We start from the raw sequence: 22,071 nt of genomic DNA, 5'->3' as shown, positions 1-22,071 counted from the left end.
ATTGATAGATATACTAGATGTACAAAATATATCTTAGGGGGGTCCTTTTATGATTATCAGTGTACCTAAAGAAATCAAAAATAATGAAAACAGAGTGGCGATTACCCCAGCCGGAGTTATGAGCCTGATAAAAAGCGGCCACAGCGTCTTAATCGAAACAACAGCAGGAGAAGGCAGTGGATTCACAGACAGCGATTACCAGGAAGCGGGAGCGGAAATCGTGCGTTCTGCAGCAGATACATGGAACCAGGCAGACATGGTGATGAAAGTAAAAGAACCACTTCAGGAGGAATACCAGTATTTTCGAAAAGGTCTGCTCCTGTTCACGTATCTTCATCTTGCCGCAGAACCTGAGCTTGCAGAAGCGCTTGTAAAACATGAAGTGACAGCAGTAGCCTATGAGACGGTCGAAATCAATCATACGCTTCCGCTTCTAACACCGATGAGTGAAGTAGCGGGGAGAATGGCTACTCAAATCGGAGCACAGTTTCTAGAAAAAACAAAAGGCGGAAAAGGAATTCTTCTTTCCGGCGTTCCGGGCGTGCACCGGGCGAAAGTGACCGTGATAGGCGGAGGAATTGTTGGGTTGAATGCTGCAAGAGTTGCGGTCGGGCTCGGCGCGGACGTTACAATTATCGATTTGAGTCCGGTAAGGCTCCGCGAAATTGATGACTTGTATGGCAGAGACATTCAGACGTTAATGTCCAATCCGTTGAACATTATGGAAGCTGTTAAAAGCTCCGACCTGGTTATTGGAGCAGTGCTTATTCCCGGTGCAAAAGCACCCAAGCTGGTAACAGAAGCGATGATCCAATCGATGAGTGAAGGGTCTGTGGTTGTTGACGTGGCAGTTGATCAGGGCGGTATTATTGAAACAGCCGATAAAATCACGACCCATGACGATCCAACGTATATTAAGCACGGGGTAGTACATTACGCTGTAGCCAACATGCCGGGAGCCGTACCAAGAACATCCACCCAGGCTCTTACAAACGTGACCATGCCATACGCGCTTCAAATTGCATCCAAAGGTATCGCACAGGCGGTTAAAGAAAATGATGCATTGAAAAAAGGCGTCAATACAGCCAACGGCTTTGTGACGTATGAAGCGGTGGCAAAAGACCTCGGCTATACCTATGCGGACCCTTATGAAGCATTAAACCTTCAAACCCATTCATAAAACAGCAAAAAAAATATAAACAAAAAGAGACTTCCCGCAAAGGAAGTCTCTTTTTGTTATTAGTATTAGCTGTTGTCTACAGGGTACACACCGTTCTCATCGTGTACTTCACGTCCGGTAAGCGGCGGATTAAAGACGCATACCATTCTCATGTCTGATGATGCACGGAGCAGGTGTTCATCATTTTTATCAAGTACATACAATGTATCGGCTGTAATAGGGTGGACCTTGCCGTCAGCGATTGTTTCTACTTCACCTTCGCCTTCGATGCAGTATACTGATTCAAGATGATTCTGGTACCAGATGTGTGTTTCGGTGCCGGCACGAATAATAGTATCGTTAATAGAGTAGCCCATGTTGTCATTTTTAAAAATAAGTCTGCGGCTGACCCAGTTGCCGTCATCTACTTCTTGATCTGTTCCAAGTACGTCTTCTAATTTTACTACTTTCATATTTAGTGCCTCCATTAATGTTGGTATTATTTATTACTTTATTAACACGTAAAGAATTAAGAAGTAACAGCATCTTTATCTGAGGATACTGTATCTTTAATTGACTGCTCAAGCAGTTTCAATCCTCTTTCAAGCCCTTCATCGTCAATAGTGATAGGCGGGAAGAGTTTAAACACTTCGTCATTCGGCCCGGCTGTTTCCATAATCAGGCCGTACTCAAAGCACTTATCGGTAATTTTATCAGCAATGCCTTCTACATCGCAGAAAACGCCCTGCATGAAGCCGCGTCCTCTATGAGAACCTTTCAGCTCAGGATATTCACCTATCATTTTTTCAAGAAACGCGTGAATACGTTCAGCTTTTGTCTGGACATTTTTTTCAAGGGCGTCGTCTTTCCAATACTGGAAAGACTGAGTTGCTGCTACAAATGCCAGGTTATTTCCACGGAATGTTCCGTTGTGCTCGCCTGGAGCAAACTTATCATATTCCGGCTTAATAAGAGTAAGGGCAAGTGGAGAGCCGTTCCCTCCAATGGATTTAGAAAGGCAGATAATGTCCGGGGTAATGCCTGCCGGTTCAAAGCTGAAGAACGTACCGGTTCTGCCAACTCCTGCCTGTACATCGTCAATAATAAGAAGGATATCATGCGTCTTGCAAATACGGTCTACTTCTTTTAGCCACTCCATGCGTGCAGCATTAAGTCCGCCTTCACCCTGGACTGTTTCCAGAATGACTGCAGCCGGCTTATCCAAACCACTTCCGCTGTCTTCGAGGAAACGCTCAAAGTATTCAAGACCAAGATCGTTTGCACCGAGGTACTTGTCATAAGGCATAGATACCGTATGGTTCAACGGAATTCCGGCACCTTTACGCTTAAATGCATTTCCAGTTACAGAAAGGGCACCAATAGTCATACCGTGAAATCCATTAGTAAAGCTGACTACGTTGGTTCTGCCGGTAACTTTGCGTGCAAGCTTTAAAGCAGCTTCCACTGTATTGGTTCCAGTTGGCCCGGGGAACATTATTTTATAATCCAGGCTGCGTGGTTTAAGGATGATGTCGTGAAAGGCTTCAAGAAATTCAGCTTTTGCTTTTGAAGCCATATCAAGTGAATGAATCACGCCGTCTTCCTGAATATATTCAAGCACTTTCTGTTTCATTTTTTCATCATTATGGCCATAGTTCAAAGCCCCTGCGCCGGAAAAGAAGTCTACATACTCTTTACCGTCCATATCCCAGAGCTTATAGCCCTTTGCTTTGTGAAAAACAGTAGGAAATCCTCTAACATAGCTTCTTACTTCAGATTCGTAATTATTAAAAGTACTCAAGTCATTTGTATTCATGCTTTTTATTACTCCTCCTTAAAGGGTATCGTTCAGATTAGTATTAACTTATTATTCTGAAACCTCAATATATGTTACCTTCTCCATTTTAGAAATGGCAGAAGGGAAAAACTGTTATTTAAGCGGTCCTACTTTAAATGTAAGCTCTGCTTCATGTTCATCGTCCGGAAATAGATCTTCAGCGAACGTTTCAAAGACTTCATATTTTGTTTCATGTGTTCTTGCAACTTTTTTAAATAACCCTTTTGAAGCTTCGTTGGAAGGAGTGACTGTAGCTTCCATGTATTTAACGTCTTTACATGCTTCTCTGTCAAGCACCGCATCAAGAAGTTTAACAGCGAGGCCTTTTCCTCTTTGGGAAGGATCCACGCCAACCTGCCATACAAATACCGTATCCTGCTTTTCAGGCGGGATAAAAGCTGTTACAAACCCAACTAATTCATCATTTTCTTTTGCGACCACGCAGGTCTCGGCGAAAAATTCGCACATCATAATATATTTATAAGAAGAGTTTAGATCAAGTGTAGAGTTTTTAACTAATTCCCACATGTCCGCTCCATCTTCGACCATTGGTTTATCAAAAGTTAATGAATCAATCACATTAGCCGACTCCGTCATTTTAGCTTCCATTTCGTATACCACCCTTATTTAAAGTTAGTAGTTGCCTTATATTCCTATACCTTGATTATTTCAAACGTAAACCTCGTGTTTTTGTGCCATTTTTAGAGGTTTTCAGCAGGAAATCTCACAAAATATGACTTGGCGGGGCCAAGCCACAATGCGATATTTACCGTTTCTATTAGTATAATTTTATCATACGGATGTTTCCGGGAAAGATCAAACGGCAATGGCTGCGATTAAACGGTATTAATCCTGCTTATGAGGGATAGAAGAGTATAGAGTGGGCTGCGCTTATAGATTCCTTCAGTATAGTATGCATTACAAGAGTATTATGAAGAAATGGACAAAAAAAGCCTCTCTTAATAGAGAAGCTTTTCATCTTATTTATTTAAGAGATCCTTAAGTGCAGGTTCTAATTTAGAGTAGGAAAAGGTATATCCGGCCTCCATGGCTTTTTCCGGCAGAGCTTTCTGTCCGTTGACAATCAGGACGCTCATTTCACCAAGCGCTTTTTGAAGAGCGATGCCCGGCACCGGAAGCCAGTGCGGTCTTCCCATAACGGCGCCGAGAGTCCGGCCGAATTCATCCATGCGCAAAGGCTCCGGAGCGGTCACATTCATAGGCCCTGTTACTTTTTTTGTTTCAAGAGCAAATTCAATCATTTCCACAACATCCCGCAGGTGTACCCACGAATACCACTGCCGGCCATTTCCAATCGGACCGCCTGTAAATAGTTTATAAGGAAGCATCATCATTGGAAGTGCTCCTTCTTCACCGTCGAGAATAAGACCAAAGCGGGCGAGGACGAGACGTACACCGTGTTTTTCAACCGTGCGTGCCTTTTCTTCCCACTGTTCGGTAACTTCCTGCAGGAAATTCCGTTCGGCCGGCTTGCTGGATTCTGTAAATACAGTTTCCTCGGATATGCCGTAGTATCCTACAGCAGAAGCGTTTATGAGAACTTCAGGCTTGGAAGATAAAGCACCGATTATGCGCTCTATTTCCTGTGTGGCGGAAAGCCTGCTTTGAAGGATAGCCTTTTTGTGGTCATCGGTCCAGCGCTTTTGAATGGAGGCGCCGGCCAGATTAATGATGGCATCGAGCCCGGGAAGCTCTTTTTCCGGCGTACTGGAAGAACCAAGCCATTCTACAAACGTAATACGTTCTTTATTTTGTTTGTTTTCTGTATTTCTTGTTAAGATATATACATGGTGTCCCTGGGCAGTAAGATAACCGGTCAATGCCGATCCGATTAATCCGGTTCCGCCGCTTATTGCAATATTCATGTGGAACCCTCATTTCTTCATCATTTATAGTAAACGAAAAGGATATTACACAACAGTTACCCTTTAATGAAATAGGTTAATCACTATACAGCCAGTGGAGGTGGGAAATGAAAGTTGCAAAAATCACAACCCAGCAGAAAAACAGCCAGCGTTATAACATATTTTCAGAAGAGCACGGGAAAGAAAAATATGCCTTCAGTGTGGATGAATCTGCTATTGTCGAGTTTGGCCTGAAAAAGGGAGTGGAACTCAGTGATACAGAGCTTGAAGCGATTGAAGCATTTGACCAAAAGAGAAGAGCATGGAATGCAGTTCTTCACTATCTATCGTTTTCCATGCGGACAAAATGGCAGGTGGAGCAGTATTTATTTGAGAAAGAATATGCACCGGCTGCAGTAGAAGAAGCGGTAAACCGGGCTCTGGATTATAAGTTTCTGGATGATGAAGCATTCGCGGAAGCTTTTGTGCGCACCAAAATAAACACAACGGATAAAGGACCGAAAATTATTACCGGTGACCTGAGACAAAAAGGAATTGGTTCCGAGCTCGCTGAAAAAGCCCTGGTACAATTCACAAAAGAAAAGCAGATTGATAAAGGCGTGAAGATCATTCAAAAAAAAGCAGCGCGGCAGAAAGATGCGCACACTATTTTTAAAAAGAAAATGATGGATGCGCTCCGCCAAAAAGGTTACGACAGTGAAATATTTACTATCGCCTGGGAAGAGGCGGATATTGTACCAGACGAAGAGGAAGAGTGGGAAAGACTCGAAGTTCACGGCGATAAGATTCTCCGTAAATGGGAAAAGAAAGCAACAGGACGCACCCTTCAGCAGAAAGTAAAGGAACAGCTTTATAGAAAAGGCTTTAACATGCAGCTGATACAGCGATTTCTGGATCAGAAAGTATCCGGAGAATAGGGGAGTAAACAGTGGAAAAACGATACAGTCAGATGACAGAGCACGAAATAAGATCGGCGATCGCCGATCTGAACGAAAAAGCAAAAAAAGCCGAACAGATGGGGATGGTCAGTGAACTTGCCGTGTATGAAAGAAAGAAAACATTGGCGGAAGCCTATATGATAAATCCTGAAGACTTCTCTAAAGGAAGTGCCTACGAAGTAAAAAACGAAGACACCACGTTTTATATTGAGTATTTTAATGGGGTGTTTGCCTGGGGATTCAGGAAAGGCAGCGAAGAATTAGAAGCACTTCCTTTATCACTGCTTGGAAGAGAGGTGGAACACAATGGATGATCATATTAGCAGGCTGACAAATGTACTGCTGAGTAAAAATGAGAAGCTGTCGACAGCAAAAGCCCAGATGTGGGTCGAGTACTTGTGGGAAGATTTTGAAGCAACAAGAGCCAAATCAGGAAGAGATTACAAGGGAAAAGAAATGACGGAAAAAATTGTGCTTCAGTGGATCAGCCAATACGGCCCTCACCTGCACAACTATAATCCAACAAACCAGAAATTTTCCGGAATGTTAAATGAGCCTGACGGTACAAAGCATTAAAAAAGAGCGACGCTTTACAGCAGCCGCTCTCCTTGTTTTAATTTTTTTTCGAGTGTTTCTGTAGAAAAAATCCAGCCGGTGTAAGACGTATAAGGAATCAGCTCTTTGTTCATCCGTACGACAGCTACAAACGGATAAAAGCCTTTGCTCCGGTACCGCAGATCGATAAACTTCACTTCCCAGCCGTTATCGAGTTCTTTGACCAGCCATCTGTAGGTTGGCGAAAAAGATAAAAAGGAAGAAAGGTTGCGGTCATCCAGTGCTGCATTAATAACCGGATCAGATGGAATCGGTTCGAACGGGTAGCTCTCCAAATAACGGAGTACCTTGTCTTTTGATTCTGTTACGTGAAGCTTTTCTTTCGTCCGTACGACCAAATGGAAATTTTTCCAATTGTACGTAGGGGATATGAAGAAATGAGTAGCATCCGGATGGAAATGGGCGGCTTTTATAAGCACATTGTTTCTTACTCTATACCGCCATATATAATAAATAATTAAAACAGCATAAATGGCAAGAAAGGTCCATCCGGGATCGAGGCCATAGCTCCATGCAATAAAGCCAAAAATATGAGCAAAGAAAATAAACGGATCAAAGATGTTAATCACGCCCAGGCCTATCCACTTTTTGTTAAACGGAGACAAAGCCTGAGTGCCATATGCATTGAAAATATCCACAAACACATGCAGAAATACTGCCAAAAATGTCCACAGCCACAAATGCAGAAACGAAATTTCCGGGTTAAACATATAAAAGAAGCCGGATATAAGAAGCGGCCATGTTAAAACAGCCGGAATGGAATGAGTAGGTCCGCGGTGATACCTTATATAGACCGCGTTATTTTTCAGCTTAAGTATGGTGTCGAAATCAGGAGCCTGTGACCCTATAATTACGGCTGCCATTACGGTTTGAAGAGCAGCAGGATTTTCGGCGATCACGGGATCCATAGTAGCCAGACCGCCGATTCCTACACCCATAACAACGTGCGTTGCAGTATCCAAGGGTACCTCCTTCAGGAACAGTTCCTCAAAGAACGTTCATATAATGTGAAAAGTCTATTTAAAAATTATAACATGATCTTTTATAGATGACATGCCTTAGCATGCAGAAAGGACAGGGGTTTATGCAGAAACCTATTGTAATTTTCATGGAGTATAAAATAAAGGAAGAAAGCAGGGAAACCTACCTGGCTGAAATGGAAAAAGTAGTAAAGGAAATGGACGCTCTGGAATCGGGAACTGTGGAATGGTACGAAGCCGCAGATCAACAGGGGCTGTATGTAGAAATGATAGAAGTTTCTTCCATGAAGGAGTATGAATACATAAAAGAAAGGCGCAGGGATCCAGCGGATACAACATTCGGGGGGCTTCTGCCTTTACTTGAAAAAGGGGCGGCAGGGATGAACTGCTGGGCATTTTCCCGGCTGAATAAAAAGTAATGGCAACAGCAGGAGGATATAATGACAGAAAAATGGAATAGTATAGATATAGGAAATTTTCAGGAGCAGCTGCTGGAGTGGTACGGGCACAATCAAAGAGTTCTGCCTTGGCGGGAAAACCAGGATCCCTATAGAATATGGGTATCTGAAGTCATGCTTCAGCAGACAAAAGTAGACACGGTTATTCCTTATTTTAATAATTTTATGGAGAAATTTCCTTCTATTAAAGATTTAGCGGAAGCAGAAGAGGAAAAGGTGCTTAAAGCGTGGGAAGGCCTCGGCTATTATTCCAGGGTTCGTAATCTTCATCATGCTGTAAAAGAAGTACATGAGAAATACGAGGGCAGGGTGCCGGCAGACCCGAAGTTGTTTTCTTCATTAAAAGGAGTGGGTCCCTACACTGCAGGTGCCGTTATGAGCATCGCCTATGAATTGCCGGAACCGGCGGTGGATGGCAATGTAATGAGGGTGTTTTCCAGGCTGTTATGTATTGAAGAAGATATCGGCAAAGCGAAAACGAGAAAAATATTTGAATCCGCTCTTCCCCCTTTTTTAGAAAATGTGCCGCCCTCCCAGTTTAACCAGGCGGTTATGGAACTTGGGGCGATGGTTTGTACACCCCGTTCTCCCGGCTGTCTGCTCTGTCCTGTTCAGGAATTCTGTGAAGCCCGGATGCAGGGGAAAGAACAAATCCTCCCAATTAAAGAAAAGAAGAAAGCGGCGAAAGCCCGGGAAATGGCTGCGGTTGTGCTGAAATCACCAGACGGACGTTTTCTTTTTCACCAAAGAGAAGAAAAAGGGCTGCTCGCCAAAATGTGGGAGTTTCCAAATGCAGGAACAAAACAAGAAGAACCGCAGGCAGAACAGGTTCAGGTATTTATTAATGATCATATAGGTGCGCAAGCCATTAATATAGAACCTATTCAGTATGTGGAGCACGCTTTTTCCCATTTGATCTGGAATATTACGGTTTATGAAGCAGAAACGGTGGAAAGTGAAGTGACAACACCGGCGGAAGGACGCTGGAAGTGGATGACGCTGGAAGAAGCGGAGGCCTATGCTTTTCCTGTTTCCCACCAAAAAATACTGCATCAGCAAAAAGGAGAGGGGAAGTAACATGGATCTGGAGCTCAAAGGAAAAAAAGTACTCGTCACAGGTGCCTCAAAAGGAATCGGCCGCGGTATTGCAGAGGCATTTGCTGCAGAAGGAGCCATTGTTGGGGCAGTGGCCCGGTCAACGGACATCTTAAATGAAATGGCGGCAAAGCAGGCAGCAATTATTCCTTTAACCGGGGATTTAACAGAAGAAAAGCAGAGAGAAGATGTGTTTCAGGCTTTTCTGGATGAAGCGGGAGACATTGATATTCTTGTGAATAATCTGGGAGGCAGTAACGGCACTTCTGTTCTGGAGACCGATATGGAGGACTTCTACCATGCGATGGAATGGAATTATTTCTCCGCTGTCCATTTAAGCAAGCTTGCTTATAAGCAGATGATAAAAAAGCAGGAAGGGGTGATCCTGCAGATTACTTCTATTTTCGGAAGGGAGTCAGGAGGAAAGCCTACATACAATAACGCAAAGGCCGCATTAATAAGCTTTACGAAATCTCTGGCGGATGAAGCTGTAAAAAAAGGAATTCGTGTCAATTCGATTGCTCCCGGCTCTATCCTTCATCCAAGCGGAAACTGGCAGAAGCGAATAGATGCGGATCCGGAGAAAATGAAGGCTTTTGTTAAACAGGAAATACCGGCCGGACGCTTCGGGACGGTAGAAGAAATTGCCAATACGGCTTTGTTTCTTGCTTCGCCAAAAAGCTCCTGGATCATCGGGGCAAGCATTAATGTAGACGGCGGCCAGTCAAATATGAATATGTAAAAGGGGACTAATATGCTTACATTTGATTCGAACTATAATCCATATGCGTCTAAACGTTCTACGGTCTATGCCAAAAATGGTGTAGTAGCTACCTCCCAGCCGCTTGCTTCGCAGGCCGGCCTGGACATATTAAAAAAAGGCGGAAACGCAGTTGATGCTGCTATTGCGACAGCGGCATGTCTCACTGTGGTAGAGCCGACTTCAAATGGGATCGGCGGGGACGCCTTTGCCCTGGTGTGGATAAAAGACAAACTACACGGCTTAAATGCAAGCGGGCCGGCGCCAGTTTCTTTATCCATCGCTGCATTGAAAAAAAGAGGATTGTCAGCAATCCCTGTACACGGATTGATTCCTGTTACCGTTCCGGGCGCACCTTCTGCCTGGGGAGAGCTTTCCCGGCGTTTTGGCAGGCTGCCATTTTCCGATCTGCTGCAGCCGGCGATCGAGTACGCCGAAAATGGATATCCGTTGTCACCGGTTCTGGCCGAGTTTTGGGGGAAAGGAGCGGCTTCTTTTGAACAAAAGCTGAAAGGCAAAGAGTTCGATGAGTGGTTCCGTGTATTTATGCCGGGAGGAAAAGTGCCTCAGGCCGGGGAAATGTGGAAGTCACCGGGTCACGCGAGGACGCTGAAGCGCCTGGCTGAAGATGGAGACCGTTCGTTTTATGAAGGCAGTATAGCAGAAGAAATAGCAGATTTCTCCGCTGCCCATGACGGCTTTCTTTCAAAAGATGACCTGGCCTCTTTCCGGGCGGAGTGGGTGGATCCGATTCATGTTTCCTATAAAGGATATGAGGTGTGGGAAATCCCGCCAAACGGGCAGGGCCTTGTCGCACTGCAGGCTTTGAAAATGATCGAAAGCCATTCTTTAAAAGAAAGAGATAACGAAGAGACGCTGCATAAACAGATAGAAGCGTTAAAGCTGGCATTTTCTGACGGTCTGGAATATATTACAGATGATTCCAAAATGAAAAAAAGCACTGCCGCTCTTCTATCTGAAGCCTATATAAAAGAAAGAACCGGTCTGATTGGAGAAAAAGCAGTGGATCCTCAGGCAGGCATCCCTCCAAAAGGAGGAACCGTTTACTTGGCCGCCGCTGACAATGAGGGCAATATGGTATCGTTCATTCAAAGTAACTACATGGGATTCGGATCCGGCACGGTTGTGCCGGATACAGGAATTGCTCTGCAGAACAGAGGGCATAATTTCTCCATGGATCCCGGTCATGATAACGCGCTGGAAGGCGGGAAGAAAACATACCATACGATTATTCCCGGTTTTCTCACAAAAGGGAAAAAAGCGGTCGGTCCTTTTGGAGTAATGGGAGGATTTATGCAGCCGCAGGGCCATATGCAGGTGGTAATGAATACGATAGATTTTGGCATGAATCCGCAGGCTGCGCTTGATGCTCCGAGATGGCAGTGGCTGAGCGGGAAAAAGGTAAGCATTGAGCATGCGTTTCCAGCCTCTACGATCCAACAGCTTGCAGCCAGAGGGCATCAAATGGAGACAGCGCACCATTCGGGCAGTTTCGGCCGCGGCCAGATTATCTGGAGGGATAAAGACTCCGGGGTTTATGCAGCTGGAACAGAATCAAGAACCGACGGCAGTATTTCGGCCTGGTAGCAAGAAAGATAGATGTTAACAGCTGAAAAACGGCCCCCACTAATAGTGGGGGCCGTTTTTATAGGTTTTTTTCAGCTGGCAGAGAAATTTGGTTTTCCATGTTACACGAGGTCGCTTCGGATTTCACGAATGAAATCCTTTGTTTCCGGTGTTCCTAATTCAAATATCATAATATACAGGTTATCCATTTTTCCCTGCATCTTATCTTTGGCAGCGTCTGCGTTTCTTTCATTCACGGCTCTAGCTACAATGTCTCCGCTGGAGGCATTTTCATGCTTTATTTCATCAATCTGCTTTTCGAGTTTTTCTTTTTCTTCCGGTGTAACATCGACAGCATATTGTATCGTATTTTCGCCGGTTTGTACTTCAGAAAGCCCCATACCTGACTGTTCCATTTCCACATAATAACGTTTCTTCTGCATTTGTCTCTCTCCTTTTAAGTAAAGCGCTTTATTCCTTCTTTACCCATCGAAGCTGAAATATACACTACAAAATAATAGAAGTAAGGCGTTCAGCCGCTTCTTTAAGCCGGGTTTCTTCCTGAACCAATGCGATCCGCACATATCCTTCCCCTGCCTTGCCAAAAGCGTGGCCCGGCGTTACGACGACGCCGGCCTCCAAAGCCTTCAGCGCAAATGCCATTGATGTAATGGGAGAAGGAAGCTTTGCCCAGACAAACATCCCGCCATCCGGAACAGTCACGTTCCATCCTTGTTCATGAAGTGCGCTGCAGAATACATCGCGGCGGTGTCTGAATGTTTGTTTCTGCGTATAGAGAAACGGCTGCTCGTAAAGCAGCGCATGAATAGCGGCTTTTTGAATAGGGTAAAACACGCCGTAATCAATATTGGATTTAATATCTGCCAGCGGCTCAAGGAACTCTTCTTTTCCGGTAACAAACCCGATACGGGCCCCGGCCATATTGAAGCTTTTTGAAAGGGAGTGAAACTCAAGCGCTGTTTCTTTTGCCTGGTCTATATGAAAGATGCTGAGCGGTTTATTTTCAGTGAAATCGAGCTCTGCGTAAGCAAAGTCATGAACAACGAGGATAGAGTGCTTCAGTGCCAGCTGAATGACTTTCTCAAAATAGTCTTTTGTTGCCCGGGCAGAAGCGGGATTGCCGGGATAATTCATAATAAGAATCTTGGTCCGTTCCAGAATATGGTCAGGCACGGCAGTTATATCAGGCATAAACTGATTTTCTTCATTAAGTGCCACAGAGTATGTATAGGCTCCGGCAAGATCTGCGCAGGCAGAATAAATCGGATAACCGGGATCGGGAATGATAATATAATCCCCGGGATTTAAATAGGCCAGTGCCAGGTGCGACAGGCCGTCATGGGAGCCGAGCAGCTGCAGCACTTCATGGGAGTGAACAGATATATCAAAACGGTCTCTGCAATAGCTTGAGGCTGCTTCGTTAAATGCATTCAGCCCCTGCAGCGCGTACCCGTAATTGTGTTCCTGCTCCGCTTCTTCAGATAAAACAGAACGGACACCGGCCGGGGGCGGCAGATCCGGGCTTCCGACACTTAGATCAATCATATCGATGCCTTTAGAGACTGCTTTTTCCTTATGACGGGCCATTTCAGTAAATACGCTGGCTCCGAGTGATTTTGTTCGTTCAGCTGGTTGTATCATAATAAAGCTCCTCCTTTTACATACTGCATTCAGTATAAAAGAAAATGATAAAAATAAGGAAGCGAAAAGACGGTGTTTTTGCTTGAAGAGGAAATACGTTATACTGTGTAAGGATAAAGTGTTATTGTAAAATGGAGGAGAAAAGATGAACAGTCATAAGGTAGCGCTCGTAACAGGAAGCAGCAGGGGAATAGGAAAGCATATTGCCCATAAGCTGGCAGATCAGGGATATAATATCGTCATTAACTATGCCCGCAGCAAAAAAGCAGCAGAGGAAACGGCAGAAGAGCTTCGTGCAAAAGGTGCAGAAGTACTTGTCGTTAAAGCAAACGTCGGGAAAGTAGAAAAAATAAAAGAGTTATTTGCAGAGATTGATGAGCATTTCGGAAGGCTGGACGTATTTGTAAATAATGCGGCGTCCGGTGTATTAAAGCCGCTCATGGAGCTGGAAGAAAACCACTGGGACTGGACGATGGGTATTAACAGCAAGGCTCTTTTATTCTGCGGCCAGGAGGCAGCAAAGCTGATGGAAAAAAACGACGGCGGCTCTATCGTCAGCCTCAGTTCACTTGGAGCCCAGAGAGTGCTTGATAACTATACAGCGGTCGGCGTATCCAAAGCGGCGGTTGAATCGCTCACCCGCTATCTGGCGGTTGAACTTGCTTCAAAAAACATCGTAGTCAATGCTGTATCCGGCGGCGTAGTCGATACAGATGCCTTAAATCATTTCCCGAATCAAGAGGAAATGCTTGAAGATGCTAAGAAAAGAACACCTGCCGGACGGATGGTAGATAAAGAAGACCTTGCAAACGGAGTTATGTTCCTGCTTTCCCCGCAGGCCTCAATGATCCGCGGGCAGACTATTATTGTTGATGGAGGTATATCGCTTCTCACATAAAGTCCTTCGGCCAACAATAAACAAAGGACAAATATAATTATGGAGGCTATAGGAAGGAGAAATGCATGGAATTCCCCGCAACCGGAAAGACGATCGAAATACAGAGCTATAAGCACAATGGAACACTGCACCGCGTTTGGGAAGAGACCCTTATTTTAAAAGGAACCTCTAAAGAAATTATCGGCGGCAATGATAGAATTCTTGTGCATGAGTCAGACGGCAGAGTATGGCGGACGAGAGAACCGGCCATCTGCTACTTCCACTGGGAAAAATGGTTTAACGTCATTGGAATGATCCGCTCGGACGGTATCCATTATTACTGCAATGTCGGCACGCCTTTCGTCTGGGATGAAGAGGCATTAAAATATATTGATTACGATCTTGATATTAAAGTACTGCCGGATATGACGTACAATTTGCTGGATGAAGAAGAGTACAAAGAGCACAGCAAAACAATGAACTATCCCCCTATGGTAGATGAAAAAGTCTGGAATGGGGTAAGAGAGCTGCAGTCCTGGATTTACCAGGGAAAGGGCCCGTTTGCCCCGCAGTTTGTGGAGCAGTGGTATGAAAGGTATTTATTCTTTCGATGAAATACGGAACAGACAAACCGAAAAAGCAGAAAGTCAAAGGGAGTATCCGACGTTACTTAACCTTTGTTAAACCATATAAATGGATTATCGTATTTACTATTTTAATTGGAGTGCTTAAATTTGGAATTCCTCTTTTAACTCCTCTTATTATGGCCTATGTTATTGACGATTTGATTTTGGCAGATGGCATAAGCAATGCAGAAAAAACAAGTACGCTTTTATGGCTGCTTGGCGGTGCGATCGTTGTATTTTTGATCATTCGCCCTCCGGTAGAGTATTACCGCCAGTACTTTGCCCAATGGACCGGCAGTAAAGTTCTCTATGATATAAGAGATCAGCTGTTTGCACACATTCAAAAACTCAGTCTCCGTTTTTATTCGAACCGAAAAGCCGGCGAAGTGATTTCCAGAGTTATTAATGATGTAGAACAGACAAAGAACTTTGTTATTACCGGGTTAATGAACGTATGGCTGGACCTGGTGACGATCATCATTGTCATCATTATTATGCTGACGATGAACGGCTGGCTGACGCTGGTCGCTGTGTCACTGTTTCCGCTATATGCACTTTCCATTAAATACTTTTATTCCCGGCTCCGTCACTTAACAAGAGTCCGGTCCCAGGCTCTCGCAGATGTGCAGGGGCATCTTCACGAACGGGTGCAGGGGATGAATGTGATCCGCAGCTTTGGACTGGAAGATTACGAGCAGGGCCAGTTTGACAGGCGGAACACGAACTTTCTGGATAAAGCGATAGATCATTCCAAATGGAATGCAAAAACGTTTGCTGTCGTGAATACGATTACAGATATTGCACCGTTGATTGTTATTCTGGCAGCCGGCTACCTTGTTATAAATGGAGGGCTGCAGATAGGCGAAATGGTAGCGTTTATCGCGTATATTGAAAGGCTGTATGGCCCATTGCGCCGTCTCGTGAATTCGTCAACGACCATTACACAGTCAATCGCCTCTATGGATAGAGTCTTTGAATTTGTAGATGAAAAATACGATATAAAAGATAAAAAAGACGCTGAAATTCTCCACAGAACAGATGGGAAAATTCAGTTTGACCATGTAACATTCGCTTATGAAGAAGGTGGAGAAGAAGTATTAAAAGATATTAACCTTCAAGTGAAAATGGGAGAAACCGTCGCCCTTGTCGGTATGAGCGGCGGCGGGAAAAGTACGCTTGTAAGTCTTCTGCCGAGGTTTTATGATGTGAGCAGCGGCTCGATCAAGCTGGACGGAACCGATATCCGCGACTACACGATACATTCTCTCCGAGATAAAATAGGAATTGTACTGCAGGATAATATTTTATTCAGCGATTCGGTTAAATTAAATATTCTTATGGGGAATCCCGATGCAGGGGATGAGGAAGTAATAGCTGCGGCAAAAGCGGCAAATGCCCACGAGTTTATTATGAACCTTCCGCAGGGGTATGATACTCCGGTAGGAGAACGCGGCGTAAAGCTCTCCGGCGGTCAAAAGCAGAGAGTAGCCATTGCGCGGGTTTTTCTTAAGGATCCTCCTATGCTGATATTTGATGAAGCCACATCGGCACTTGATTTGGAAAGCGAACACCTAATCCAGGAGGCAATGGGCCTTTTATCCAAAGACAGAACAACATTTATTGTGGCACACCGTCTTTCGACTATTACCCATGCTGACCGGATTGTCGTCATTGAAAATGGAAAAGTGAGCGAAAGCGGCTCGCATGTAGAGCTGATGAATGCGCAGGGTGCGTATCACAAACTTTATAATGTGCAGCATACGTAAAAAAGCACGCCTCTAAGGGGGCGTGCTTTTTGCTATTCTTCCGGATTTTTAATTGTGACGGTATTTTCTTTCTGGTGATAGTTAAAGAAACTTTCTACTAACGTCGCCAGATGATCGAGCTGTTCGTTGTATTCTACAATGTGGGAGACGACGGGGAGAAGATGAAGCCATTCGTCCCGCGTTACATACTGCTGGTCATACAAGTCCATGAATGAATCGGTCAGGCGGCTTTCGCCTGATTCTACTTCTTCTTCCATGCGATCGGTCAGCTGCACATTCACTTTGCCTACGTACCGCATGAGAATACGGTCATGATACTCCGTTAAATGATCCAGCTGCCTTTGAATAAACGTCTGCATGTCTTCAGGCATGCCCTGAAGCTGGTGCTCGTGTTTATCCAGCGTTTTTAGGATGGAGAGCGCTTTGCGGTGGGCGGAAATCATTTCTTTGAATAAAACAATTTTACGCGCCTTGCTCCACTTGCTTTTTAAAAAGTACGTACGCTCTTCTTTATAAAGTGCAAATAAATTATCTATTTTTAAAGATGTTTCGTTCATGACCGGCAGATCCTTTTTCAAGGAATAATGATTCGTTTCAAATCTTGTTTTTAAACGAATCCAGCGGATAACATCCACGGTATGGTCTGATATTTTGTGATAGAGCTTGGTTTCATACTTGGGCGGCAGAAAAATTAAATTTACAATAAAAGCCGACAGTACCCCAAGTAAAATAAGGAGGAACCGTTCACCGGCAAAAATAAGAAAGTTAGTCTGCGAAGCCGGGTTTCCCATAATGATGATAACTGTAACTAAAGCTATGGGAATAGAAGAAGCATCAAGCCTTATTTTTAAAATAATGGCGATCGTTACCATTACCGTAACTCCGATAATCACCGGTTCAAATCCGAACGTCAGCGCAAAAATGATAGCTAAGCCGGCCCCAATAATATTAGCCTGAATCTGTTCAAGAATAGTCTGGTAGGATCGGAAAACAGAAGGCTGAATAGCAAAGGTGGCCGAGATGGCAGCAAAAAAAGCAGGTTCCAGACCAGCCCAGGTGGAAATGTAAATAGCAATAACGATGGCGAGCCCGGTTTTAAATATACGTGCCCCTAATTTCATGGGAATGCATAATTCCTTTCTTTATAGAACTGTATTTGATGGCATATTTTTCAGCCATTCGATACTATACACAATAATACCGGCTTCATCAAGTGGCGAGAGAGGCAAGAACTTCTCTGGCTGCCTCTACCGTATCATCAATGTCAGCCTCTGTGTGGGCTGTCGTCAAAAACCATGCTTCGTATTTAGATGGAGCCAGGTGAATCCCTTTATCAAGCATGCCTTTAAAGAAGGCGGAAAATAATACGTCACTGCCCTGCTTGGCATCCTGGTAATTTCTCACTTTATCAGGTGTGAAATAAAGCGTAAGGGCTCCTTTGATTCGATTAATGGAAGCGGGAATACTGTATTCATCCACAGCCTCCTGAAGTCCTTTTTCGAGTTTTTCCCCGAGGCGGTCAAGGTTTTCATAAAGACCAGGCTGTTGAAGAAGCTCCAGGCAGGCAATGCCGGAACTCATGGAGGCAGGGTTGCCGGACATCGTCCCTGCCTGATAAGCAGGTCCCATCGGTGCTACTTCTTCCATAATATCCTGTCTGCCGCCGTAGGCGCCAATGGGCAGACCGCCGCCGATAATTTTACCAAGTGCTGTCATGTCCGGCGTAACACCGAGCAGGTTTTGGGCACCGCCATACATAAAGCGGAAAGCGGTAATGACTTCGTCATAAATAACGAGAGCATCCGCCTGATGGGTTAATGCATTTACGCCTTCGAGGAAACCAGGTTCAGGCATAACCATACCGAAATTTCCAACGATTGGTTCTACCATAACGGCAGCAATATCATCTCCCCATTGCTCCAATGCGGCTTTCAGGCCGTCCAGGTCATTGAAAGGTACGGTAATCACTTCTTCTGCTATATTTCTAGTAACTCCGGCAGAATCAGGAGACCCCAGAGTAGAAGGGCCCGAGCCGGCTGCGACTAGGACCAGGTCGGAATGTCCATGATAGCAGCCTTCAAACTTTATGATTTTATTTTTGCCTGTATAGGCACGTGCCACGCGGATAGTAGTCATGACAGCTTCGGTGCCGGAATTAACAAATCGGACTCTCTCAAGGGAGGGGATGGCATCACGAAGAAGGTGTCCGAACTGGTTTTCGAGCTTCGTCGGGGCCCCAATGAGCGTGCCGTTTTCGGCAGCCTTTGTAACAGCCTTTGTGATAGCGGGATGGCCGTGTCCGGTAATGATAGGACCGTAAGCCGCTAAATAATCGATGTATTTGTTTCCATCCTCATCATACAAATAAGCGCCTTTCCCATTTTTCATAAACACAGGTGTTCCGCCGCCGACTCCTTTAAAAGATCGGGAAGGGCTGTTCACGCCGCCGAGAATAATATTTTTTGCTTCATTGTATAATGCTTCAGATTCTATGCGTTTGTTCATTTTACTCATCCTTTTGATAAATGGCTTTAGTGTGCAGTCATACGGTTCAGCTTTCTATTTTATCTTACTTTTCCTTTTTTTATCTATATAATAAAAGAAAAAGCATATATAAATGAAGATTTTTCCATATCCACCCTTCCGATGTTGCGAAAAGCAGAAGTTGCTGTAATAATTTATGTACAACCACTAATAAGGAGGAAAACCATTGACTATACATATTGGAGAAAAAGTACCGTCTGTTACTCTGCCGGCAAGCAGTGGAAAAGACATATCCCTGGAAGATTATAAAGGAAAAAACATTGTACTCTATTTCTACCCGAAAGACATGACTCCCGGCTGCACCACCGAAGCCTGCGATTTCAGAGACTTATCAGAGGAATGGGAGAAAGCTAATGCCGTCGTACTAGGTGTTAGTCCGGATCCGTTAAAAAAACATGAAGCGTTTATTGAAAAGCATGGACTGCCGTTCCCTTTACTGTCTGATGAAGAAAAGACGGCAGCGGAAGCGTTCGGGGTCTGGCAGCTAAAGAAAACATTCGGTAAAGAATATATGGGTATTGTCCGCTCTACTTTTCTAATTAACGAAGAAGGCATTCTAATAAAAGAGTGGAGAAATGTTCGTGTGAAAAATCACGCAGAACAGGTTCTGCATTCGTTAAAGGAGTCTTCTGGGTATGGAAAATAAACCAGTTATCGTATCGACAACCAAAATGAAATCGGTTATTAAAGAACATTTAAACGAATCTTTTCCAGAGGCGGTGTTTGTCTGGTCAAAGTCTATAGAAGAGGCGAGAGACTATCTGCATAAAGCGGATATTATTCTTACCTATGGAGAAGACCTGACGGCCGAAGACATAACTGCTGCTTCCCGCCTGCAGTGGATTATGGTTATTTCAGCAGGAATGGACAAAATGCCGTTTGAAGCGATAGAACAAAAGGGAATAAAAGTAACTAACGTCAAAGGAATCCATGGTAAGCCTATGGCAGAGTATACAATTTTTGCAATACTGCAGCATGCCAGGCAGGGGAAACAGTACTATAAGCAGGAACAGGAGAAAATATGGAGCCGCCGTGCTGTACCGGTTGAGGTGGAAGGCAGAAACGTAACGATTCTCGGAGCGGGCTCGATTGGGACAGAAGCAGCCAAAGCCGTTAAGCGGTTTGACATGCATACTACAGGAGTAAATACAAAAGGCGGAGCGGCTTCTTACTTTGACAAAATGTACAGTACTTCTCAGCTCAAAGAAGCGGTTTCTTCGGCTGATTATGTAGTGAACGTCCTGCCGCTTACAGAGGAAACGGAAAATATAATGGACCAGCATGTATTTGAAGCGATGAAAGAAGAAGCGGTATTCATTAACATCGGAAGAGGTGCGACTGTGCTGGAAGAGGATCTTATAGATGCGCTGCAGAAGGGATCCATCCATCACGCAGTTCTGGATGTATTTAATCAGGAGCCGCTGGGAGAGAGTCATCCGTTTTGGGAAATGGAAAACGTAACGGTCACTCCGCATATTTCAGGTATTTCTTCAGGGTATATACCTAGAGCTATGGATATCTTCGAACAAAACCTGAAATCATTTCTTCGTCACCCGGAATCTATGATTAATGTAGTAGACGTTAAAAAAGGATATTAGGGGGCAGTCATTATGAAATTAATGATATGTGTGGTAGATGATTATTATGTAGATGAGATTGAAAGCCGCACAAAAAGACTGGGGTATCGGATGACAAAGCTTTCGAGCAGTGGAAGCTTTCTACGGAAGGGAAGCACGACGTTTTTATTTGGAATACAGGAAAAAGAAGTAGATGTGCTGACTGAATCCCTGAAAAGTATATGTCTGGACTATGAGAAGAAAAAAGGAAAAAAGCAGGAACGGACGCACAGGTTTATTAGTTTTTTAATAGACGCGAAAAATGCTTCAGGGCTGCCGGTCTCATAAAACCTCAAAGGGACAATGATTGACAACCGATAGATCATTCGGATAATATTTAATTATAAGAATTATAATTAAAGAATTGTTGTATAAAAGAAAGTGAGGTGCATGACGATGGCGAACGAACGCCTTCAGGAAGTGGTGCATTCATTGAAAAGTACGAAGATCCGCATGACACCGCAGCGTCATGCTATTTTGGAATTTTTATATGATTCGATGAGCCACCCGACCGCAGATGACATATATAAGGCCCTCGAAGGGAAATTCCCGAATATGAGCGTTGCTACGGTTTATAATAATCTTCGTGTTTTCAAAGAAGTAGGGATCGTAAGAGAATTATCGTACGGCGATTCCTCAAGCCGTTTCGACTGTGTAACATCTGATCATTATCATGTTGTTTGTTCAGATTGCGGAAAGATCGTTGATTTTCATTATCCGGGTCTGGATGAAGTGGAATCACTTGCAGAACATGTCACAGGATTTCAGATCAACACACACCGTATGGAGATTTACGGCAAATGTCCTGACTGTGCACCAATTTCGAGACATTAATTCATCCATACAAAAAGCTGGCCCGGTGACGGGTCAGCTTTTTGTATGCTTTCTATTGTAGGCGGAATCAAATTCTTTTCCTTCCAGGGTTTTATCAAGAGTCAGCGGTTCATCACAGTACATGCATGCGTCCACTCTGCCGAGAATTTTCGTTGTTTTATTGCAGTTGGGACAGGTTACCTGCACTGTACTTGTAGAAATCATGCCAATCCAAAAATAAACTACGCTGCTTGAAATAACAAAAATAAAGCCTAATATCATAGCGATTGTCATTATAATAGGAGAAGTCCTGAAAAAGATGCCAATATACATAATGAAAATACCTACAAATACAAGGGATAAAGCAAATGTTCGAATACGATTAATTTTATTTGAAGCTTTCAGCGCCATTTTATTACCTCCCGGATATAATGATTATATCACATGAAAGTGCTTGCAAAAACTGTCTTCTCACATGATAATAGAAGATGCGCCATATAAATAAACAGTAAATATAATAGAAGCAGATTCTTCAGAATCATTTTTCTATAATAATTTTATCAATAACTATTGACTATCTATTTTATATAATGGTATATTACACATTGTCGCCAAACGGCTTCCTGCTCTAAAGAAACACAGCAGATTAATTTTATAAATGTCATTGACATTAACTATTGAAAATGGTATCTTATAAAAGTCGCCAAAACACGACAGTATCAAAAATAGTGTCCTTTGAAAATGGAATGAAAACAACGCGCGAAATATCAAGTCGCGGCAGGCAAGGCCTGCTGCGCAATGTAAGACCAGCATGACCTAAGCATCAACTTTCATGGAGAGTTTGATCTTGGC

The 22,071-nt window shown here is 44.0% G+C and carries 25 protein-coding genes; 15 read left to right on the top strand and 10 right to left on the bottom strand.

Features of this window, described 5'->3' with window-relative positions; translation table 11 throughout:
• Nucleotides 1-49 precede the first annotated feature (49 nt).
• Nucleotides 50-1,180, top strand: a complete 1,131-nt coding sequence (gene ald / locus AC5W14_RS08485) for an alanine dehydrogenase (RefSeq protein WP_496060460.1) — start codon at nucleotides 50-52, stop codon at nucleotides 1,178-1,180.
• 65 nt (nucleotides 1,181-1,245) lie between these two features.
• Here ald and AC5W14_RS08480 read toward each other — a convergent pair whose 3' ends face one another.
• The 4 genes from AC5W14_RS08480 to AC5W14_RS08465 form a co-directional block, all read right to left on the bottom strand.
• Nucleotides 1,246-1,632 (bottom strand): ectoine synthase, encoded by a 387-nt coding sequence (locus AC5W14_RS08480; protein ID WP_496060461.1) that lies wholly within the window; start codon nucleotides 1,630-1,632, stop codon nucleotides 1,246-1,248.
• 56 nt (nucleotides 1,633-1,688) lie between these two features.
• Nucleotides 1,689-2,975: a diaminobutyrate--2-oxoglutarate transaminase gene (gene ectB / locus AC5W14_RS08475; RefSeq protein ID WP_496060462.1), complete on the bottom strand. Its 1,287-nt coding sequence runs from the start codon at nucleotides 2,973-2,975 to the stop codon at nucleotides 1,689-1,691.
• 114 nt (nucleotides 2,976-3,089) lie between these two features.
• Nucleotides 3,090-3,605: a diaminobutyrate acetyltransferase gene (gene ectA, locus AC5W14_RS08470; protein WP_496060463.1), complete on the bottom strand. Its 516-nt coding sequence runs from the start codon at nucleotides 3,603-3,605 to the stop codon at nucleotides 3,090-3,092.
• A gap of 371 nt (nucleotides 3,606-3,976) precedes the next feature.
• Complete coding sequence (locus AC5W14_RS08465; protein WP_496060464.1) at nucleotides 3,977-4,882, bottom strand: TIGR01777 family oxidoreductase; 906 nt, start codon at nucleotides 4,880-4,882, stop codon at nucleotides 3,977-3,979.
• A 107-nt stretch (nucleotides 4,883-4,989) separates the two neighbouring features.
• Between AC5W14_RS08465 and recX the strand changes: the two genes are divergently transcribed.
• From recX to AC5W14_RS08450, 3 genes are read left to right on the top strand one after another with little or no spacing between them, the layout of a single operon-like run.
• Nucleotides 4,990-5,799, top strand: a complete 810-nt coding sequence (gene recX / locus AC5W14_RS08460; protein WP_496194127.1) for a recombination regulator RecX — start codon at nucleotides 4,990-4,992, stop codon at nucleotides 5,797-5,799.
• Between the two features lie 11 nt (nucleotides 5,800-5,810).
• Nucleotides 5,811-6,134, top strand: coding sequence for a YfhH family protein (locus AC5W14_RS08455; RefSeq protein ID WP_496194126.1), 324 nt, complete (start codon nucleotides 5,811-5,813; stop codon nucleotides 6,132-6,134).
• Nucleotides 6,127-6,396 carry a YfhJ family protein gene (locus AC5W14_RS08450; protein WP_496194125.1) on the top strand — a complete coding sequence of 90 codons (270 nt, stop codon included), beginning with the start codon at nucleotides 6,127-6,129 and terminating at the stop codon, nucleotides 6,394-6,396. The genes AC5W14_RS08455 and AC5W14_RS08450 overlap by 8 nt, the downstream gene beginning before the upstream one ends.
• 14 nt (nucleotides 6,397-6,410) lie before the next feature.
• Here AC5W14_RS08450 and AC5W14_RS08445 read toward each other — a convergent pair whose 3' ends face one another.
• Nucleotides 6,411-7,397, bottom strand: coding sequence for a metal-dependent hydrolase (locus AC5W14_RS08445; RefSeq protein ID WP_496194124.1), 987 nt, complete (start codon nucleotides 7,395-7,397; stop codon nucleotides 6,411-6,413).
• A gap of 146 nt (nucleotides 7,398-7,543) precedes the next feature.
• Here AC5W14_RS08445 and AC5W14_RS08440 point away from each other — a divergent pair, with 146 nt between their 5' ends.
• From AC5W14_RS08440 to AC5W14_RS08425, 4 genes are read left to right on the top strand one after another with little or no spacing between them, the layout of a single operon-like run.
• The gene (locus AC5W14_RS08440) at nucleotides 7,544-7,834 is read left to right on the top strand and encodes a hypothetical protein (protein ID WP_496194123.1); all 291 of its coding nucleotides are present in this window, start codon (nucleotides 7,544-7,546) and stop codon (nucleotides 7,832-7,834) included.
• Between the two features lie 21 nt (nucleotides 7,835-7,855).
• Nucleotides 7,856-8,950, top strand: a complete 1,095-nt coding sequence (gene mutY, locus AC5W14_RS08435) for an A/G-specific adenine glycosylase (protein WP_496060470.1) — start codon at nucleotides 7,856-7,858, stop codon at nucleotides 8,948-8,950.
• Between the two features lies 1 nt (nucleotide 8,951).
• Nucleotides 8,952-9,710, top strand: coding sequence for an SDR family NAD(P)-dependent oxidoreductase (locus AC5W14_RS08430; protein ID WP_496194122.1), 759 nt, complete (start codon nucleotides 8,952-8,954; stop codon nucleotides 9,708-9,710).
• A gap of 12 nt (nucleotides 9,711-9,722) precedes the next feature.
• Entirely contained in the window at nucleotides 9,723-11,336 is a 1,614-nt protein-coding gene (locus AC5W14_RS08425; protein WP_496194121.1) for a gamma-glutamyltransferase family protein, read from the top strand.
• Nucleotides 11,337-11,437: 101 nt separating this feature from the next.
• Here AC5W14_RS08425 and AC5W14_RS08420 read toward each other — a convergent pair whose 3' ends face one another.
• Both AC5W14_RS08420 and AC5W14_RS08415 read right to left on the bottom strand, forming a co-directional pair.
• Nucleotides 11,438-11,758, bottom strand: coding sequence for a hypothetical protein (locus tag AC5W14_RS08420; RefSeq protein ID WP_496060473.1), 321 nt, complete (start codon nucleotides 11,756-11,758; stop codon nucleotides 11,438-11,440).
• A gap of 64 nt (nucleotides 11,759-11,822) precedes the next feature.
• Nucleotides 11,823-12,977, bottom strand: coding sequence for an aminotransferase class I/II-fold pyridoxal phosphate-dependent enzyme (locus tag AC5W14_RS08415; protein ID WP_496194120.1), 1,155 nt, complete (start codon nucleotides 12,975-12,977; stop codon nucleotides 11,823-11,825).
• 145 nt (nucleotides 12,978-13,122) lie between these two features.
• Here AC5W14_RS08415 and fabL point away from each other — a divergent pair, with 145 nt between their 5' ends.
• The 3 genes from fabL to AC5W14_RS08400 all read left to right on the top strand — a co-directional run bounded on the left by fabL (nucleotide 13,123) and on the right by AC5W14_RS08400 (nucleotide 16,246).
• Nucleotides 13,123-13,875 carry an enoyl-[acyl-carrier-protein] reductase FabL gene (fabL, locus tag AC5W14_RS08410; RefSeq protein ID WP_496060475.1) on the top strand — a complete coding sequence of 251 codons (753 nt, stop codon included), beginning with the start codon at nucleotides 13,123-13,125 and terminating at the stop codon, nucleotides 13,873-13,875.
• Nucleotides 13,876-13,940: 65 nt separating this feature from the next.
• Nucleotides 13,941-14,468, top strand: a complete 528-nt coding sequence (ntdP, locus tag AC5W14_RS08405) for a nucleoside tri-diphosphate phosphatase (RefSeq protein ID WP_496060476.1) — start codon at nucleotides 13,941-13,943, stop codon at nucleotides 14,466-14,468.
• Nucleotides 14,465-16,246 carry an ABC transporter ATP-binding protein gene (locus AC5W14_RS08400; protein WP_496194119.1) on the top strand — a complete coding sequence of 594 codons (1,782 nt, stop codon included), beginning with the start codon at nucleotides 14,465-14,467 and terminating at the stop codon, nucleotides 16,244-16,246. Before ntdP ends, AC5W14_RS08400 begins: the two co-directional genes overlap by 4 nt.
• 32 nt (nucleotides 16,247-16,278) lie before the next feature.
• On the opposite strand, the gene AC5W14_RS08395 is transcribed toward AC5W14_RS08400, so the two are convergent.
• Together AC5W14_RS08395 and AC5W14_RS08390 are read right to left on the bottom strand one after the other, a co-directional pair.
• Nucleotides 16,279-17,367, bottom strand: a complete 1,089-nt coding sequence (locus tag AC5W14_RS08395) for an FUSC family protein (protein WP_496060478.1) — start codon at nucleotides 17,365-17,367, stop codon at nucleotides 16,279-16,281.
• An 88-nt stretch (nucleotides 17,368-17,455) separates the two neighbouring features.
• Nucleotides 17,456-18,751, bottom strand: a complete 1,296-nt coding sequence (locus AC5W14_RS08390) for a glutamate-1-semialdehyde 2,1-aminomutase (RefSeq protein ID WP_496194118.1) — start codon at nucleotides 18,749-18,751, stop codon at nucleotides 17,456-17,458.
• Nucleotides 18,752-18,956: 205 nt separating this feature from the next.
• On the opposite strand from AC5W14_RS08390, the gene bcp reads away from it, so the two are divergent.
• From bcp to perR, 4 genes are all read left to right on the top strand, one after another.
• Nucleotides 18,957-19,436, top strand: coding sequence for a thioredoxin-dependent thiol peroxidase (gene bcp / locus AC5W14_RS08385; protein WP_496060480.1), 480 nt, complete (start codon nucleotides 18,957-18,959; stop codon nucleotides 19,434-19,436).
• On the top strand, nucleotides 19,426-20,388 hold the full coding sequence (locus tag AC5W14_RS08380) for a D-2-hydroxyacid dehydrogenase (RefSeq protein WP_496194117.1): 963 nt from the start codon (nucleotides 19,426-19,428) through the stop codon (nucleotides 20,386-20,388). The genes bcp and AC5W14_RS08380 overlap by 11 nt, the downstream gene beginning before the upstream one ends.
• Nucleotides 20,389-20,400: 12 nt before the next feature.
• The gene (locus AC5W14_RS08375; RefSeq protein ID WP_496060482.1) at nucleotides 20,401-20,694 is read left to right on the top strand and encodes a cyclic-di-AMP receptor; all 294 of its coding nucleotides are present in this window, start codon (nucleotides 20,401-20,403) and stop codon (nucleotides 20,692-20,694) included.
• 108 nt (nucleotides 20,695-20,802) lie between these two features.
• A complete protein-coding gene (perR, locus tag AC5W14_RS08370) occupies nucleotides 20,803-21,240 on the top strand; it encodes a peroxide-responsive transcriptional repressor PerR (protein ID WP_120193967.1) in 438 nt (145 codons plus the stop codon).
• Between the two features lie 33 nt (nucleotides 21,241-21,273).
• Here perR and AC5W14_RS08365 read toward each other — a convergent pair whose 3' ends face one another.
• Nucleotides 21,274-21,630, bottom strand: a complete 357-nt coding sequence (locus AC5W14_RS08365) for a YgzB family protein (RefSeq protein ID WP_120193598.1) — start codon at nucleotides 21,628-21,630, stop codon at nucleotides 21,274-21,276.
• Nucleotides 21,631-22,071: the final 441 nt, after the last annotated feature.

Source organism: Sinobaca sp. TMA16-18 (assembly GCF_059510535.1).
Note: the sequence above shows the minus strand (reverse complement) of the source record. Positions and strands in the feature narration are given on the sequence as shown.

Coding starts and splice junctions, on each gene's coding strand:
- AC5W14_RS08400 (WP_496194119.1), top strand. CDS start 14,465: ATGAAATACGGAACAGACAAACCGAAAAAGCAGAAAGTCAAAGGGAGT.
- AC5W14_RS08430 (WP_496194122.1), top strand. CDS start 8,952: ATGGATCTGGAGCTCAAAGGAAAAAAAGTACTCGTCACAGGTGCCTCA.
- AC5W14_RS08450 (WP_496194125.1), top strand. CDS start 6,127: ATGGATGATCATATTAGCAGGCTGACAAATGTACTGCTGAGTAAAAAT.
- AC5W14_RS08375 (WP_496060482.1), top strand. CDS start 20,401: ATGAAATTAATGATATGTGTGGTAGATGATTATTATGTAGATGAGATT.
- perR (WP_120193967.1), top strand. CDS start 20,803: ATGGCGAACGAACGCCTTCAGGAAGTGGTGCATTCATTGAAAAGTACG.
- AC5W14_RS08465 (WP_496060464.1), bottom strand. CDS start 4,882: ATGAATATTGCAATAAGCGGCGGAACCGGATTAATCGGATCGGCATTG.
- ectB (WP_496060462.1), bottom strand. CDS start 2,975: ATGAATACAAATGACTTGAGTACTTTTAATAATTACGAATCTGAAGTA.
- AC5W14_RS08395 (WP_496060478.1), bottom strand. CDS start 17,367: ATGAAATTAGGGGCACGTATATTTAAAACCGGGCTCGCCATCGTTATT.
- mutY (WP_496060470.1), top strand. CDS start 7,856: ATGACAGAAAAATGGAATAGTATAGATATAGGAAATTTTCAGGAGCAG.
- AC5W14_RS08480 (WP_496060461.1), bottom strand. CDS start 1,632: ATGAAAGTAGTAAAATTAGAAGACGTACTTGGAACAGATCAAGAAGTA.
- AC5W14_RS08380 (WP_496194117.1), top strand. CDS start 19,426: ATGGAAAATAAACCAGTTATCGTATCGACAACCAAAATGAAATCGGTT.
- AC5W14_RS08440 (WP_496194123.1), top strand. CDS start 7,544: ATGGAGTATAAAATAAAGGAAGAAAGCAGGGAAACCTACCTGGCTGAA.
- fabL (WP_496060475.1), top strand. CDS start 13,123: ATGAACAGTCATAAGGTAGCGCTCGTAACAGGAAGCAGCAGGGGAATA.
- recX (WP_496194127.1), top strand. CDS start 4,990: ATGAAAGTTGCAAAAATCACAACCCAGCAGAAAAACAGCCAGCGTTAT.
- AC5W14_RS08420 (WP_496060473.1), bottom strand. CDS start 11,758: ATGCAGAAGAAACGTTATTATGTGGAAATGGAACAGTCAGGTATGGGG.
- AC5W14_RS08415 (WP_496194120.1), bottom strand. CDS start 12,977: ATGATACAACCAGCTGAACGAACAAAATCACTCGGAGCCAGCGTATTT.
- ectA (WP_496060463.1), bottom strand. CDS start 3,605: ATGGAAGCTAAAATGACGGAGTCGGCTAATGTGATTGATTCATTAACT.
- ntdP (WP_496060476.1), top strand. CDS start 13,941: ATGGAATTCCCCGCAACCGGAAAGACGATCGAAATACAGAGCTATAAG.
- AC5W14_RS08365 (WP_120193598.1), bottom strand. CDS start 21,630: ATGGCGCTGAAAGCTTCAAATAAAATTAATCGTATTCGAACATTTGCT.
- ald (WP_496060460.1), top strand. CDS start 50: ATGATTATCAGTGTACCTAAAGAAATCAAAAATAATGAAAACAGAGTG.
- AC5W14_RS08390 (WP_496194118.1), bottom strand. CDS start 18,751: ATGAACAAACGCATAGAATCTGAAGCATTATACAATGAAGCAAAAAAT.
- AC5W14_RS08425 (WP_496194121.1), top strand. CDS start 9,723: ATGCTTACATTTGATTCGAACTATAATCCATATGCGTCTAAACGTTCT.